Below are 16,584 nucleotides of genomic sequence, written 5' to 3' on the forward strand. Positions count from 1 at the left end.
ATAATGATGTATCGTTAATTAACTTTAAAATTGGTAACGTCAAAATTAATCCCTGCCAAAGCAAAGGATTAATTTTACAACTTATTTTATTAAATTCGTTCTTGCCCATCGCAAGTTTTAAAATGATACGGCTATACTTGTAGTGATTGACGCGTTATTATTCACTGCATCTAAACCTCTCGCAAATACTTTGTCCTTGCTGTCATATACCTTACCCTCTACCCTAATCACGGCATTGCTTATTGGAGCATAATCTAAATTTAAAGAATATCCCGTTGTTTTAAAACCGTTTGGCGTACCTGTGGAGATAAACAAACCGTTTCTGTCCTTATAATATTCTATTCTACCCGCAACGGCAAATTTATCCGCAAATTTATACTGAACTATAGCTACCGGAGACAGCACCTCATTCTTAGCACTATTTCCTTTCGCTTTTTGCTGCGTTCCATAATCAAAGCCAACGGTAAGTCCCAATTTGTCTGTAACTTGGAATATTCCATAAATATCGTGATAAAATCGGGTTACTCGTACAGAATCTGCACCCTCGGTACCTAAATAATTGCTATAATTTACTGTAATTTTATCTGTTGGTTTCCAGGTTAATTGCAACCCGCCTGCTGGTTTGTTATTTCCTGCTTGGCGCGTAATTCTTTGCCATCCGTTTAGGTATAAAACAACCGCCGAAAACTTATTGTCGCTAGTACTATAGCTAACTTTGGCACCAGATTCATAAAAAGGGGTATTCTCAGAGGAGATATTTCTGGTTAATACCCAACAGTCCTTAGATATTGCGCTTTCGAAGCCAATGTGTGATGAAAAAATACCCGCATCAATCCATAAATTAGTAGTTTTAGATAGTTTCACACCTGCGTTGGCCTCATAAATGTTTTTTAAAACACCAGGTTCTGCTGCCAGATTTGCATTGGCATAAGTACCTGTCATCAATGAAAGATTCGCACGCACTGTACCATCATCGTACGCACCTTTAATAAATCCTAAGTTCAGGTTTACTTCATTTGTTCTATTGTGCGAATAGATAAATGACGGCCTACTGTGGTCTGCAGGCTTATTAAAATCATAACCATAATAGGCTTCTACGTAGCCAGAAACGGTAAATTTAGGTTTGTCTTGGCTATATGCCACTGTTCCTACTGCCAAAGCAGCGGTTAATATTAAAAGTTTTTTCATTTTATTTGAATTTTGTATGAATGAGCAGCTGACGATGATCTTATTACAATCATGGGAAATTGTAAATCAAAATCACCAATCAAGCTAACTATGTTTTTTTTTAGAATTATAATCTGAGCAAAGAACGACCAGGCCGTCTGTTCAACAGGTCGGCAAACGCATCAAGATTTAAGCCCGGGGATTCTTTTTTTGTTATTTTTTTAAATCGTCCAAGGCAAGATTTAGTTCCAACACATTTACAGAAGATGGACCAAACATACCCAAAAGTGGACCTTTTGTATTTTTATCTACCAAGTCTGAGACAGTTTTTTCATCCAACTTCCGATAGGCGGCCACCCGCTTAATCTGGATATCCGCACCTTGCACAGAAATGTTAGGATCTAACCCGCTACCAGAAGCAGTAACCATATCAGCAGGAATATCTGCCTTCTTTATGGTCGGATTATACTTCAACAAGGTATCAATCCTATCAGACACTTGTTTTAAGTATTCGGCATTCGATGGTCCTTTATTTGAACCCCCAGAACCGGCAGCATTATATCCTGCCGCAGATGGTCTTCCCCAAAAATATTCTGGCTTGGTGAAAGATTGCCCCTCGAGGGCATAGCCCACTACTTTTCCATTTTTACTTATTGTTTCTCCGCCGCCATTACCCTTAGAAAACCTGCCGACAAATGCTACGATGAGTGGATAAATTACGCAGAGCAATACCAATAATACTGCTGTAAGACGTAAAGATTGTATGATGTATTTTTTCATGATGTTGTTTTTTTAGGGAATAGGAAATTGAAAAATGGGAATAGACTAGTTTAATATACAATGTCTACCCCAGGCTTTTAATCCGCTGCTTCCGCTTTTTTATTTTTTGTTTATTTTTTGTTTTTTATTATCTATTACCTACTACCCTATTTCCTATTCCCCATTCCCTTCCTTAAACAAATAAGCCAACAAGTAAATCAATTAATTTAATGCCGATAAAAGGCGCAATCACTCCTCCAAAACCATAAATCAGTAAATTTCTACGCAATAATGCGCTTGCGCCGATTGGCTTATATTCCACTCCTTTTAATGCAAGTGGTATAAGTATTGGGATGATGATTGCATTGAAAATTACGGCAGAAAGTATTGCGCTTTCTGGACTGTGTAAACCCATAATATTTAAACTTTGCAGGGCTGGAATAGAAGCGATAAATAGCGCAGGAACAATGGCAAAATATTTAGCCACATCATTCGCAATAGAAAAGGTAGTCAATGTTCCGCGGGTGATTAGCAACTGCTTTCCAATCTCCACAATCTCAATTAGCTTTGTAGGATCATTGTCTAAGTCGACCATGTTACCAGCTTCTTTAGCCGCTTGGGTTCCGCTATTCATTGCCACACCAACATCTGCCTGGGCAAGTGCTGGAGCATCGTTTGTTCCATCGCCCATCATAGCCACCAACTTACCTAAAGCTTGTTCATCTTTAATGTAGTCATTTTATCTTCTGGCTTTGCTTCTGCGATGAAATCATCTACACCTGCTTTTTCTGCGATAAACTTTGCGGTTAAAGGATTGTCTCCAGTAACCATTACGGTTTTCACGCCCATTTTTCTTAACCGTTCAAAACGTTCGCTAATGCCTGGCTTAATGATATCCTGAAGTTCGACTACACCAAGTGCTTTATCATTTTCTGAGACCACTAATGGTGTTCCACCGTTACTGGCGATAGCTTTTACCCATTCCTCAATGTCTTCTGGAAAAGGATTTCATGCTTTCAAAACGATGTTACGAATGGAATCAAAAGCACCCTTACGAATCCTTTTTCCTTCCATCGTATCCAAACCACTAGACCTAGTCTCTGCTGTAAATTTGATAAATGTAGATCCTTGAGGAGCTGTTCTTAAAACCGCATTATCTTGTAACCCGGCCAATTCTACAATCGATTTTCCTTCTGGAGTTTCATCAGCTAATGAACTCAATACACAAGCATCTGTAAAGCTCTTATTATCTACGCCCGCGGTAGGGTAAAATTTTGTTGCCTTTCTATTTCCAATTGTGATTGTGCCTGTTTTATCCAACAGTAACACATCAATATCTCCGGCGGTTTCCACTGCTTTACCAGATTTGGTAATCACATTTGCTCTCAAAGCCCTGTCCATTCCGGCAATACCAATGGCAGAAAGTAAGCCGCCAATAGTGGTAGGGATTAAACAAACGAAAAGAGAAATTAAAGCCGCAATGGTGATGGGTGTATTTGCATAATCTGCAAAGGGTTTTAGTGTGATACACACAATAATAAACACCAAAGTAAAACTTGCCAATAAAATGGTTAAGGCAATTTCATTTGGAGTTTTTTGGCGAGATGCACCTTCCACCAAAGCAATCATTTTATCCAAAAAGCTCTCGCCAGGTTGGGTATTTACCATTACTTTAATCTCATCCGACAATACCTTTGTTCCACCAGTTACAGAAGATTTATCGCCACCTGACTCCCGGATAACCGGTGCAGATTCTCCTGTAATGGCTGATTCATCTATGGTTGCAATTCCTTCGATAATTTCTCCATCCGTTGGAATAGTATCGCCGGTTTCGCAAACAAACACATCACCTTTTTTTAGCAAAGCTGAAGACCTTGTTTCTATAGTTCCATCAGCTAAAAGTACTTTTGCAGGTGTTTCTTCGCGCGTTTTCCTTAACGAATCTGCTTGTGCTTTACCTCTAGCTTCGGCAATTGCTTCTGCAAAATTGGCAAACAATACGGTAAGCAACAATACAAAGAAAATGCAGAAGTTATAGATCGCCGATCCCTGCCCTTCGTGATTTATAGAATAAACCGTAACATAACCCATTACCAATGTTCCTACCTCTACGGTAAACATCACCGGGTTTTTGATCATTACCCTAGGATCTAACTTGATGAATGACTGTTTTAGAGCAGTTTGCACTAATGCAGGTTCAAATAATTTATTTTGAGATTTCATGTTATTCGTATTTTAATTAAGAGAAATTATGGTGTTTTGGAAATAGAAAATTGGGAATAGGTAATTGATTGAGCTTGCTATTACTGAAGTGGAAATGAAGAATTGGAAATAGGGAATAGGCTGGGTTTGTTATCGAGTTATCTAGAAATAGGTAATGGGAAATTGATGGGATTGTTAGGTTCGCATCTCGTCTATTCCCTGTTTGCCTATTGTCCATTTCCTCACTTGCTATTTCCCTATTCGCCATTTCCTTATTCAAATGAAAAGCTGTAAATTTCATAAAAAATACCGCTATGAAACCACACCAAAATTTAGAGGTATGGAAACAGAGTTTTAATCTTGTGAAGAGATTATATTCCCTTACTTCAAAATTTCCTGCTGATGAGAGATTTGGTCTGACATCGCAAATTAGGAGAGCATGCACGTCAATCCCAGTAAATATTGCCGAAGGTTCTGCTAGACGGTCAGATAAAGAATTACAGCAGTTTCTATACATTGCTCTTGGATCAGCCAGTGAATTAGACACGTTGTTGTTGTTATCGAGAGATTTAGGATTTGTTACTTCTGATGATTTTGATAATGTATCCATCGATTTAGAGTTAATTTTTAAACTTTTATTAGGTTTTATAAATATGGTTAAGAAACGGATTGAGGGAACAGGGAGATAGAGCATAGATAATAAGGAACAGAGAATAGTAAATTGGAAATAGGTATTAGGTATTAGGTATTAGGTAAAATTCCATATTTCTTTCGTCAGAGCAAGTTTTCCTATTTTCAATTGTGCTCCAGCCAGGTTTTTTCATTCTCTCTTTTCCTATTTATTCTCCATTCGGTATTTTCCATTTTAGCTATCCTATCTATTTCCTATTCCCGATTATCTTTTATCCGCCCTACTCTGTCTCCCTATTCCCTATTTCCCCCTAACCCGCCATCTACTTCCCAATAAGCGTAAAATATTCTGCTATTAGACCTAACGTTAATGCAGGAAAGTAAGACAATGCGTTAAGGACAAAAATTACTGCGAAGGTCATAAGGCTAAATGTCAACGTATCTATTTTAAGTGTTCCGACAGATTCTGGCACATATTTTTTAGCTCCAAGTAAACCTGCTATCGCAATTGGCCCTATAATTGGAAGAAAGCGTCCGAGGAACATAACAAATCCTGTAGTCACATTCCAGAAGACATTATTATCTCCAAGACCCTCGAATCCGGAACCATTGTTCGCGTTAGAGGAGGTCATCTCATACAACATCTCAGAAAAACCGTGAAACCCGGGGTTGTTCAACCAAGTTTTTGGTTGTACCGCCCAAGCAGCATCTGGATGATTTGTAAAAACATAACTCGCCAATGCAGTTCCAGATAGAATTAAGAAGGGACTTAACAATGTAATTATTGCAGCGATCTTAACTTCTCTAGCTTCCACTTTATGTCCCAAGAATTCTGGGGTACGCCCAACCATTAATCCCGAAATAAATACGGCAATAATTAGATAGATGAAATAGTTCAGCAATCCAACGCCACAACCTCCATAAAAGGAGTTGATCATCATGCCAAGCAATTGCCATGTACCGCTCATTGGCATGGTACTATCGTGCATACTATTTACGGAGCCTGTAGAAATTATCGTGGTAACCGTACTCCAATAGGCAGATATGGCCGGCCCAAATCGGACTTCCTTCCCTTCCATGGCACCGGTAAGTTGCGAAATACCCATTCGAGCGATCGCGGGATTTCCACCAAGTTCTGACTTGACCATTGGAATTAACAATAATAACATACCGATGGTCATCACCCCGAAAATCATCCAGCTTAGACGTCTTTTCCTAATGAAAATACCGAATGCGATGACCAAAGCGATTGGAATAATTACTTGCGCTATTAATTCTACCATATTGGTTACATAGCTTGGGTTTTCTAACGGATGCGCAGAATTTACCCCAAACCAGCCGCCGCCGTTCGTGCCTAGATGTTTAATTGCAATCATAGCAGCTGCCGGCCCTCTAGATACATTTACCGTATCGCCTTGCATGGAGATAAATTGGTCTTTCCCTTGGTAACTTGTTGGTGTTCCGTTGAAAGCTAAGATGATGGCGATGACAAATGATATTGGCAGCAACAGGCGAGTGATCGATCTGACAAAAAACTCCCAAAAGTTTCCCAGTTTTTCTGTTGTCTTATCGCGAAAAGCTTTAAACAAAACTATTGCCGCAGCAATACCTGTTGCAGCACTTGTAAATTGTAGGAACATAATTACGAAGTGCTGAGTTAAATAGGTTAACCCAGTTTCTCCAGAATAATGTTGCAAATTACAGTTCACCACAAAACTAATTGCCGTGTTGAAAGATAAATCAGGACTCATCCCTGGGTTGCCATCTGGATTTAATGGCAACTTATCTTGAAACATCAAGACAAAAAAACCGTATACCAACCAGACAAGATTAATGGTTATCAGCGCTTTTAAATGCTGTTTCCAATTCATCTCTGCTTTAACATTTATTCCAGACAGCTTATAGATACCACGTTCTACGGGCTTTAAAAAGTCTGTCCACACTTTCTCTCCGGCAAATACCTTTGCCAGATACATTCCTAAAGGAATTGCTATCACCAGGGTAAGCAGGTAAGTAACAATTATTCCAAGTAATTCTGCGTTCATTTTTTTTCTTTTTTGAGGGGATGGAGAAATTGGAAATAGGAAAATGGACTTAATGTCTTTGATCTTCTTTCCGTTAAACTTCTCCCGCTTTTAGTTAAAATTTTTCGGGTTTAATCAGCACGTAAATCATATAGATAAATACGGCAACTGCGATAATGAATAATGCGATCATAATTTTTAGATTTTTTCGAACCAGTCGATTGATTTGTAAGCCACCCAACAGAGTATCAGCAGGGCAAGAAGTAGGAGAATTGTCAACATCATGTTTTTATATTTTGATAAGGGATTGCCAACTTACATACCAAAGCACAAAAAATATACATAACTAATTGATAGTAAGATATTAACAATAAAATATTTGATTTTAGTTGATTCTAAACCCTTCCATTATGGTAAGGTTATTATCATTTTGAAAGGAAGGCGATTCTAGATTTAAAGAAAAAGATAGTCAGCAGGAGATCGCAATTAGATTAAAACGACATGGCTTTATGTAGAACTTTAAATTTATCAAGAAGAGTTTTTCGATTACGCCGAAAGGTAAGATTTGGATAATTACTAAGGTCTTCGAGAACTTGTCCCGACCATTCGGGATGCTGAGACTGGCAACTATTTATAAAGAATTGGAAGGACTGGAAGAATGTTCATTAATCGCACTTTCGAGTACAACAGCAGCCAACACTAAGACACAATTGTGTTTAAGGAATCTGATATTCGTCAATCTTCCGATAAAGGGTAGTGAGCCCAATACCTAATAGACGTGCGGATTCGGTTTTATTTCCTTTGGTATAATGCAGTACTTTAATAATGTGCTGCTTTTCAACCGTTTGCATATTCATTGGATCGTCCATAATTTCTTTATGATGAAATTCATAAGGGAGTAAATTTGGGGTGATTTTATCATCATCGGCAAGAATTACTACCCGTTCCATCACATTTTTAAGTTCCCTGATGTTTCCCTTCCAATTATAGGAAGTTAACAGTGTGGCAAATTCATCATCAATAATAAGTGTCGGCTTGTTTGCATTTGCAGTAAATTCGGTCAAATAATGCATGGCGATTGGGAGGATATCGCCTCTTCTTTGTGTTAAAGGCGGGAGTTCAATGGAGAACACAGAAAGCCGATAAAAAAGATCGAGTCTAAATTTTCCTTGCTCTGCTTCCTTTTTAAGATCTCGATTCGTAGCCGCAATAATTCTAACATCGACTTTTTTGGTTTGGGTATCTCCAACTTTAATAAAGGTTTGATTCTCTAAAACCCTAAGCAGTTTGGCTTGTAGATCCATATTCATTTCGCCAATCTCATCTAGAAAAAGCGTTCCTCCATCGGCTTCCTCGAGCAGTCCGCGTTTATCTTTATCTGCACCAGTAAATGCACCTGCCTTGTAACCAAATAGCTCACTTTCTAACAAGTTGGGATTAAAACCACTACAATTAAGAGCTACAAAGGGCTTTAATTTTCTTTGGCCTTCATAGTGAATCGATTGTGAAAAAACTTCCTTACCTGTTCCCGTTTCGCCGAGCAAAAGTACCGTAGTATCTGTAGTAGAAACCTTTCGGGCCAAAGTTACGGCCTCCTTTATTGCGGCAGACTGACCCAAAATAGATGCAAAACTAAATTTAGTTCCTCCTTTATTTTCTAAATATGATAATTTCGAATTTAATTTTACCTTTTCCACGGCTTTGGAAACTAAAGGGATAATCCGATCATTATCATCTCCTTTTGTAATGTAATCGAATGCACCATTTCGCATAGCCATAACGCCATCTTTGATGGTGCCATAGGCAGTTAGATTTATTACCTCAACATTCGGACTAATTTTTTTAATCTCTCTCACCAACTCCACACCGTTAACGTCGGGTAGTTTTACATCACTAATAACCACATCAATTTCTTGCTGCTTTAACATATTAAGGCCTGCTTTCCCATTGATTGCCTCGAACACTTCGTAACCTTCTAAACTTAATATCCGCGCCAAAAGCTGACTGAGTTTTTTCTCGTCGTCTATAATAAGTATTTTGCCAGAAGATTGGTTTGCCATCGTTTTACAAAGCTATCGATTTTGTATAGTTTACTGCAAACGATTTTTTTCGAATATCAAGTGAAAGCTTTTTGCTTTTTTTCTACATTTAAGCTGCCCTTTGATATAATCCTGATAGATGAGCACTTGTCTAAGACGATGTTACAAAATCTTACAACACTCTCCTTTAATCTTGTAATAAATTATTCGTAGAAAGGTTTATCTTTGTCTTTAATAGGCTGAAAACAGCTCTGCCCATTAGAACAACAAATTTTGAAACTGCTTAAAAACATATCCGTTTTATTTTTAGCCCTGCTGATTTGTTATAATGCTTCAGCAGCATCCCTATCCATACATTTTTGTAGCGGTAAGATAAGCAGTATATCCTTTTCAGAAAAAATGGATTGCGGAATGGAAATGCAAACTTGCAAGTCTTCCAATGCCGAGCATAAACAATCTGTTAAAAAAACAGATAATTGTTGTAAAAACCTGCTGTTAAAGAACAAGGTAAAAGTTCAAAACGTAGAGAAAGCTGAGAAAACAAGTCTCACATCAAACTTAATCAAAGCAAACTTTCCCTTATACAGCCAAGGGTTGGCTTTAACGCCTTTTCATTTAAGACAATTTAACTACGTCAACCCCCATCCTCAATGGGAGTTTCTGTCGCCAAAAAACAGCATTTATCTGCTTGTTCAAAACTTCCGTAATTAGGATTTTTCCTTTTCCTATTCTAATAAACGATTGGCTTTAAGCCGATGATAATCCTATTTTAATTTTTTTTTCATGATAGAGAAACTGATTGCGGTTTCGCTCCGCAATAGATTCGTGGTGTTACTCTTGGCAGCCATAATTTTTGGTTTTGGTCTGTTCGCCATCAAAAACAATAAGATTGATGCCATCCCTGATTTATCAGAGAACCAGGTTATTGTATTTACCGAATGGCAAGGACGTAGCCCACAAATTATAGAAGACCAGGTTACTTACCCCTTAGTTACCGGTTTGCAGGGCATTCCGGATGTGAAATACGTACGCGCTAATTCTATGTTTGGAATGAGCTTTATTTACGTTATTTTTAAAGACGGTGTAGATAATTATTGGGCAAGATCTAGGGTTTTAGAAAAACTCAGTACCATTAATAACACGCTTCCAAAAGATGTTGTTCCAACACTTGGGCCAGACGGAACTGGCGTTGGCCATGTACTTTGGTACACCCTTAAAACCGATGGAATGGATTTGGGAGAACAGCGTGCAACCCAAGATTGGTACATAAAATTTGCACTTCAAAACGTTGATGGCGTAAGTGAAATAGCTTCTTTCGGCGGTTTCCAAAAGCAATATCAAATAACCATCGACCCGAATAAAATGGCCTACTTTAACGTAGGCATTAAAGAAGTTATGGATGCGGTAAACGCCAACAACAACGAAGCTGGCGGACGGAAGTTTGAGCTTGGTAGCACTGGATACATCATCAAGACTTCGGGTTACATAAAATCTATAAAAGAGATAGAGAACATCGCCATCAAAACCAAAAATTCTATACCAGTACGGATTAAAGATGTTGCCAATGTACAAATGGCTGGCGAAGGCAGATTGGGCATTTTTGATCTAAACGGAGCCGGAGAGGCAGTTGGCGGAATAGTGGTAATGAGAAGTGGCGAAAATGCAGATGAGGTTATCAAAAGAGTAAAACTAAAAATGAACGAAGTTGCAAAAGGACTGCCAAAGGGAATGTCTTTCAACATTGTTTATGATCGAGGGAAACTGATTGAGGAATCTATAAATAGCATCAGCCACACTTTAATAGAGGAAATGATTGTGGTCTCACTCATCGTTATCATCTTCTTGATGCATTGGCGAAGTGCCATCAGCATTATTATACAAATTCCGATAACGATAGCCGCAAGTTTTATTTTATTGAATGCGTTTGGCATTAGTTCCAACATCATGTCTTTAACAGGAATCGCCTTGGCAATTGGGGTGATTGTAGATAATGGAATTATTATGAGCGAAAATGCTTACAAACAACTGTCCATTAGGCAAGAAGAACTTAATAAAACCATCAAACCGGAATAAAATGAAAAATATTTTCAAAAAAAGTTCCGAAAAGGACTATGTAAAACTGGATAATAAAGAAAGATTGAGCATTATAGAAAGAGCCTGTAAACAAGTCTCCCGAGGTGTTTTTTATTCTACCGTTATCATTATTACCTCGTTTCTGCCCGTTTTTTTATTGACGGGGCAAGAGGGCAAGCTTTTCCATCCCTTGGCCTACACCAAATCATTCATTTTATTTGTTGATGCGTTTTTGGTGGTAACCTTGGCCCCGGTTTTAATTTCCTTTTTTATGAAAGGGAGATTTAGACCCGACAATCATAATCCCATAAACAGGTTTTTAGAAAAAGTTTATGAGCCAACAATCAGAGCTTGTCTCAAATATCGCAAAACTACGCTTGGCATAAATATTTTGGCACTGTTGGTAAGCATACCCATGTTAATGAGTTTGGGAAGAGAATTTATGCCTCCACTGGATGAGCAATCTATTCTTTTTATGCCTGTAACCTTACCAGACATTTCCAATTCTGAGATTAAGAGGATTTTACAGGTTCAGGATAAGATCATCAAAGCTACACCAGAGGTAGAACAGGTTTTGGGAAAAGCGGGCAGAGCAAACACTGCAACGGATAATTCGCCCATCAGTATGATTGAAACAATCATTCAACTTAAACCTAAAAGCGAATGGCGGGAGGGAATGACAAAAAAGAAGATTGTTGCCGAACTCGACAAGAAGCTACAGATACCTGGCGTGGTAAACGGCTGGACACAGCCCATCATCAACCGGATAAACATGCTTTCTACAGGAATTAGAACAGATGTAGGCGTGAAAGTTTATGGGCAGAATTTAAAAGACATCTATAAAGTTGAAGAGCAGATCAAAGCCAAATTGGAAGGAATTAACGGCGTAAAGGATTTATATGTAGAGCCTGTTACTGGCGGCAAATATCTGGATATGAACATTAAAAAAGATCAGATTTCTAGGTATGGATTAAGCGTAGATGATGTAAATGCCACGGTAGAAGCTGCAATTGGAGGCGTTCCCTTTGCAAACACCATAGAAGGAAGGGAACGGTTTGGAATATCAATCCGTTTGGGGCAAGATTACAGAAACAGCATCGAAAAACTAAAAAGGATACCTCTAAAATCTATGGATGCGGGCGTAATTCCACTGTCGTCTGTAGTTGATTTTAAATTAACGGACGGCCCACCAATGATTACCTCAGAAAACGCCCTTTTGCGTGGAGCTGTAATGTTCAACGTAAGAGATAGAGATTTGGGAACAACGGTAAAAGAAGCCATTGATAAGATAAATACAGAACTGAATTTACCCAAGGGATATTTTGTGGAATGGAGCGGACAGTACGAAAATTTAATACGTGGACAAAAAACCTTATTGCTGATTTTACCCATTGTCCTGGTGATCATATTCCTATCCCTTTATCTTGCCTTCAAATCTGCAAGAGAAGCCTTGCTAAGTTTGGTTACCATTCCTTTTGCTCTGATTGGTGGCGCCTATATGGTCTATTTTTACGGCGTTAATCTCTCCATAGCTGTGGCCGTTGGATTTATAGCCCTGTTTGGAATTGCCGTAGAAACCGGTGTGGTAATGGTTATTTACCTGAACGATGCCATGCAGCAATTGGTAAAGGAAAAAGGAAATTCTAGCGAGACGATAACAAAAGAAGATTTAAGACAATACGTAATTATGGGTGCCGCAAAAAGATTGCGCCCAAAAATAATGACCGTTTGTGTGGCACTGTTTGGATTAATTCCCGTGTTGTGGAGCACCGGCGTGGGTAGCGATGTGATGTTGCCGATTGTATTGCCGATGATTGGGGGGGTACTCACTTCTTCTACGCACATTCTGTTGGTTACACCATTGATATTTTTAATGACAAAAGAGTATGAACTCAAAAAATTCGGAAAACTGGAGGTGCTAGATGTTACACACTAAAAAACTAATCTTTTTGCTAAGCTTAATGTTCACGGCCGGTGGTTTGATGGCTCAAGAGACGTTGACTTTAGACTCTGTTATAGGCAAAATAAAATCCAACAATCCTGGACTGAAAATGTATCGGGAAACCATAAAAAGTAAAGATGCATTGGTGGAAGGCGCTTCTGCATGGATGGCTCCGATGGTTGGAGTGGGAACATTTATGACGCCCTACAACAATTTTTCTAGGCCAGGCGGCCAGCAAGACGGATCTTTGATGTTGGTTGCAGAACAAAAGATTCCAAATCCAGCCAAACTTAAAGCCAACAAAGCTTTTTTAGCGCAACAGTCGGCGGTTACTGAGCAGGCTTATGCCGATAATTTTAATGATTTAAGGGCTTTGGCGCGGTCAACTTATTTTGAAATTTCGACAGAAGAACGTGGATTAAATTTTCTTCGCAAGAATCTCACTACGCTCCAAAATTTAAAGAAACTCGCTGAGATAAGGTACACGTACAACCAAGCTGGCCTTTCCCAGATTTATAGTATGGAGGCCAAAATATACGAAACCCAAAATAAGATCACCTCGGCAGATGCCAAGATAGCTATTGGGAAGATAAAGCTCAATGCGTTGATGAACAGACCTAAAGACACCGATTTTTTAATAGATACCGTTGAGTATGGTTTTGCTAAAAGTGTGATAGATAACGTGCTCAGCCTTGCAGAAAACAGAAGCAGTGTAAAAATGATTGATGCGCAGACAAAAAGCTTGGGATTGGAAAATCGCCTCATAGCATCTGAGGGGAAGCCTGAGTTTAGCATTCAGTTTAACCACATGCAAACCTACAATAGCAATAAGACAAACCTGTTTTCATTGATGGCGGGCATTACCATTCCTATTGCTCCATGGGCTGCAAAATCTTATCAGGCAAAGCTAAAAGCAAACAATTTTGATGCATCGGCCATGGCTTATCAGAAGGAAAACATGATAAACAATTTGGTAGGTATGATAAAAACCCAAGAGACACAATTAACACAGATTCAGAAAGAACTGAAGGTGTATGACGATAAAATCTTGCCATCTATGACAAAAAGCTACGAAACCCTGCTACTCAGTTACCAAGAGAACAAAGCAACTATTTTAGATGTACTCAATTCCTGGAAAGAACTAAACGACAGTCAATTAGAATATATCGATTTGTTAAACAAGTATTACCAAAACTTCGCAGAATATGGAAAAAATGTGGAGAAATAGATCTGAGATGGAAGAATCAAGAATCAAAAATCAAGATTTGCCTAGCATCTTCAAAAAGACTGCAATGCTGCTATTTTTAGTAATTATGGTTACAAGTTGCCAAAACAAAAGTAGTTCTAATGGTAGTGTGAAAGCAGACGTGAAATACACCTGCTCTATGCACCCTCAAATTTTGGAAGATAAGCCCGGTTCTTGCCCTATTTGCGGGATGGAGTTGACAATAAAACATCAAGAGCATTTAACAATAGCAGTCGATTCGTCGCTTTCAAAGGTAATCCATGCAACAAATGAAGTGGTTTTGAGCGATATCAATACGATTACGGTTGGTAAGAAAACAGTTAGCGACACCCTTTTGCTAAACGGCATGGTAACTTACGACTCCAATAACCTAAAAACCATTTCGGCCCGCATAGGTGGCAGGATAGAAAAGCTTTTTGTTAAATACAACTTTCAAAAAATTACGAAAGGACAAAAAATCATGGAAATTTACAGTCCAGAATTGGCCGCTGCCCAACAAGATTTGTTGTATGTAAAAGCCAAGGGCGATTATAATTTGCTACAGCAGACCAAAACCAAACTTCGGCTATTGGGAGTGGAAGAGAACCAGATAGAACAAATTTTAAAAACCCAAAAAGTAAATTACCGCATACCGATTTACAGTACGGCTTCGGGATATTTGATAGATGCCAACACTGCCAAATCGAACAATGAGGTAGATCCATCAAACCCAGCAACTTTAAATACAGAGAACTCCAGCATTTCGATAATTGAAGGCCAGTATGTGAAAACCGGAGATGCTTTGTTCAAGGTATTTAACAGCAACAATGTTTGGGCAGATTTTTACGCAAATGCGACCGAGGCGTCTGCGCTAAAGAAAAATCAGGCCATAAACATTAATTCAAACGCTGGCAATATTAATGCAAAAGTAGGTCTCGTTCAGCCCTATTTTTACGGTGGTCAATCCTACAGCGTGATTAGGGTTTATCTGGCAAACCTCAAGCAAAACTTTAAAATTGGCGAATTGCTACAGGGAAAAATAATCATTACCCCCCAAACTGGTCTCTGGATACCAATTGAGGCCGTTTATAAATTGGGTAATAAAAATGTTGTCTTCATAAAGCAAAACAATGTTTTAAGAGCCAGGGCAGTTAAGGTCTCAAAAATCGCAAATGCAAGGGCGTTGATTGCGGACGGACTAGCCGAAGGCGACCAGATTGCCTCCAATGCTAGTTATTTAATAGACACAGAGAGTTTCATCAAAACCGAGAATTAAAATGAGAAGATCAAACTATGGCTATTTCTTGTTTGTTGCAGGCTTCTTTTTTCTGTTGATCAGTGCTTGTTCGCAAAATGAGAAAACAGCCAAACATGAAGAAACGCATGTAAAATACACCTGCCCAATGCATCCTCAAATCGTAGAGGAAAAGCCCGGCGACTGCCCAATTTGCGGAATGGAACTGGTAAAAGTGAGCCAACAAAAAACCGTATCGGGTTTAACCCTTAGCGAAAACCAAATCCAGTTGGCCAATGTTAAAACGATAAGGGTTGGCACAGGTAATTTTACAGACAGTAAATTATTGAACGGCAGCTTGGTGAGCAATCCTGAAAATAATGCGGCGGTAGCCAGTAAGTTTGCCGGCAGAGTAGACAAGTTGTATTTTAAAGAACCCGGCCAGCAAATAAATGCAGGGCAAGCCTTATATAAAATTTACAGTGAAGACTTGCTGGCGCTCCAAAAAGACTATCTCCTAAACCAAAAACAGCAAAATGCTTTTCCAAACGAAACTATTTATAAGCGTTTAACGGAGGCGGCGAAAAACAAACTGATGCTCTACGGATTATCGAAAAACCAGATTAAACAGCTCAGCGATAAAAACACAACCGATCCTTATATCACGGTCTATTCTCCGAAGAGCGGCTTGATTACAGAGGTTAACATAGAAGAAGGCCAATATTTAACTGAAGGAATGCCGGTTTTAAAGATAGAGAACCTAGAAAGGCTTTGGGTCGAAGCGGATGCCTACCCGTCGGAAATTAGCGGTATAAAAGTTGGGCAAGCAATGGTGGCTACCGTTGCAGGATACGAAAATGAGCCCATTGCAGGAAAAATAGAATTCATCAGTCCACAATTTGCTGGCGGCACACAAATTTTAACAATCAGAGCCAGTATTCCCAATCGCCAAAAAAAGTACCAGCCTGGTATGCAAGCAAATATCAGTTTGCCTTCCGGCGATAAAAAAGGCGTTATAAGTATCCCCAATGATGCACTGACCAGAACTACAAACGAAAATTACGTTTGGATTAAAACCAGTAAAGACCATTTCGATAGGAGAATGGTAGAGGTTGGCCAAGAAAGCGACGAAAACATCATCATTAAAAGTGGGATTAAGAAGGGAGAGCAGGTGGTAATAAGTGGCGCTTACCTGCTTACCAGCGAAATTATTTTAAAAAATGGCAACAATGGCATGGGTAAGATGCAGATGTAAATAGAAAACAACTAATTAAATAAAATCTAATAAT

At 38.9% G+C, this 16,584-nt stretch carries 12 protein-coding genes and 1 pseudogene; 7 read left to right on the top strand and 6 right to left on the bottom strand.

The genetic code is table 11. The annotated features are described in order from the left end of the window. Positions 1-117: 117 nt before the first annotated feature. The 3 genes and pseudogenes from ABIB40_RS08390 to kdpB all read right to left on the bottom strand — a co-directional run bounded on the left by ABIB40_RS08390 (position 118) and on the right by kdpB (position 4,149). Entirely contained in the window at positions 118-1,188 is a 1,071-nt protein-coding gene (locus ABIB40_RS08390; protein ID WP_354357948.1) for a porin, read from the bottom strand. A 192-nt stretch (positions 1,189-1,380) separates the two neighbouring features. Continuing rightward, on the bottom strand, positions 1,381-1,947 hold the full coding sequence (locus tag ABIB40_RS08395) for a K(+)-transporting ATPase subunit C (RefSeq protein WP_354357950.1): 567 nt from the start codon (positions 1,945-1,947) through the stop codon (positions 1,381-1,383). 172 nt (positions 1,948-2,119) lie between these two features. Next, positions 2,120-4,149 (bottom strand): annotated as a pseudogene (gene kdpB, locus ABIB40_RS08400) (potassium-transporting ATPase subunit KdpB). A gap of 293 nt (positions 4,150-4,442) precedes the next feature. Here kdpB and ABIB40_RS08405 point away from each other — a divergent pair. Continuing rightward, positions 4,443-4,817, top strand: a complete 375-nt coding sequence (locus ABIB40_RS08405; protein WP_354357952.1) for a four helix bundle protein — start codon at positions 4,443-4,445, stop codon at positions 4,815-4,817. 264 nt (positions 4,818-5,081) lie between these two features. Here ABIB40_RS08405 and kdpA read toward each other — a convergent pair whose 3' ends face one another. From kdpA to ABIB40_RS08420, 3 genes are all read right to left on the bottom strand, one after another. After that, the gene (gene kdpA / locus ABIB40_RS08410) at positions 5,082-6,803 is read right to left on the bottom strand and encodes a potassium-transporting ATPase subunit KdpA (protein ID WP_354357954.1); all 1,722 of its coding nucleotides are present in this window, start codon (positions 6,801-6,803) and stop codon (positions 5,082-5,084) included. A gap of 94 nt (positions 6,804-6,897) precedes the next feature. Then, the gene (gene kdpF / locus ABIB40_RS08415) at positions 6,898-6,975 is read right to left on the bottom strand and encodes a K(+)-transporting ATPase subunit F (RefSeq protein ID WP_133575248.1); all 78 of its coding nucleotides are present in this window, start codon (positions 6,973-6,975) and stop codon (positions 6,898-6,900) included. A 523-nt stretch (positions 6,976-7,498) separates the two neighbouring features. Further along, positions 7,499-8,842 carry a sigma-54-dependent transcriptional regulator gene (locus tag ABIB40_RS08420; protein ID WP_354357956.1) on the bottom strand — a complete coding sequence of 448 codons (1,344 nt, stop codon included), beginning with the start codon at positions 8,840-8,842 and terminating at the stop codon, positions 7,499-7,501. 252 nt (positions 8,843-9,094) lie between these two features. Here ABIB40_RS08420 and ABIB40_RS20710 point away from each other — a divergent pair, with 252 nt between their 5' ends. From ABIB40_RS20710 to ABIB40_RS08445, 6 genes are all read left to right on the top strand, one after another. After that, the gene (locus ABIB40_RS20710; protein ID WP_502931054.1) at positions 9,095-9,532 is read left to right on the top strand and encodes an HYC_CC_PP family protein; all 438 of its coding nucleotides are present in this window, start codon (positions 9,095-9,097) and stop codon (positions 9,530-9,532) included. Positions 9,533-9,604: 72 nt separating this feature from the next. Further along, on the top strand, positions 9,605-10,894 hold the full coding sequence (locus ABIB40_RS08425) for an efflux RND transporter permease subunit (RefSeq protein ID WP_354357958.1): 1,290 nt from the start codon (positions 9,605-9,607) through the stop codon (positions 10,892-10,894). Position 10,895: 1 nt separating this feature from the next. Beyond that, positions 10,896-12,830 carry an efflux RND transporter permease subunit gene (locus tag ABIB40_RS08430; RefSeq protein ID WP_354357960.1) on the top strand — a complete coding sequence of 645 codons (1,935 nt, stop codon included), beginning with the start codon at positions 10,896-10,898 and terminating at the stop codon, positions 12,828-12,830. Beyond that, on the top strand, positions 12,817-14,064 hold the full coding sequence (locus tag ABIB40_RS08435; RefSeq protein ID WP_354357962.1) for a TolC family protein: 1,248 nt from the start codon (positions 12,817-12,819) through the stop codon (positions 14,062-14,064). Before ABIB40_RS08430 ends, ABIB40_RS08435 begins: the two co-directional genes overlap by 14 nt. Beyond that, the gene (locus ABIB40_RS08440) at positions 14,042-15,337 is read left to right on the top strand and encodes a heavy metal-binding domain-containing protein (protein WP_354357964.1); all 1,296 of its coding nucleotides are present in this window, start codon (positions 14,042-14,044) and stop codon (positions 15,335-15,337) included. Before ABIB40_RS08435 ends, ABIB40_RS08440 begins: the two co-directional genes overlap by 23 nt. Position 15,338: 1 nt before the next feature. After that, a complete protein-coding gene (locus tag ABIB40_RS08445; RefSeq protein WP_354357966.1) occupies positions 15,339-16,550 on the top strand; it encodes an efflux RND transporter periplasmic adaptor subunit in 1,212 nt (403 codons plus the stop codon). Positions 16,551-16,584: the final 34 nt, after the last annotated feature.

The organism is Pedobacter sp. UYP30 (assembly GCF_040547165.1).
GTDB lineage: Bacteria > Bacteroidota > Bacteroidia > Sphingobacteriales > Sphingobacteriaceae > Pedobacter.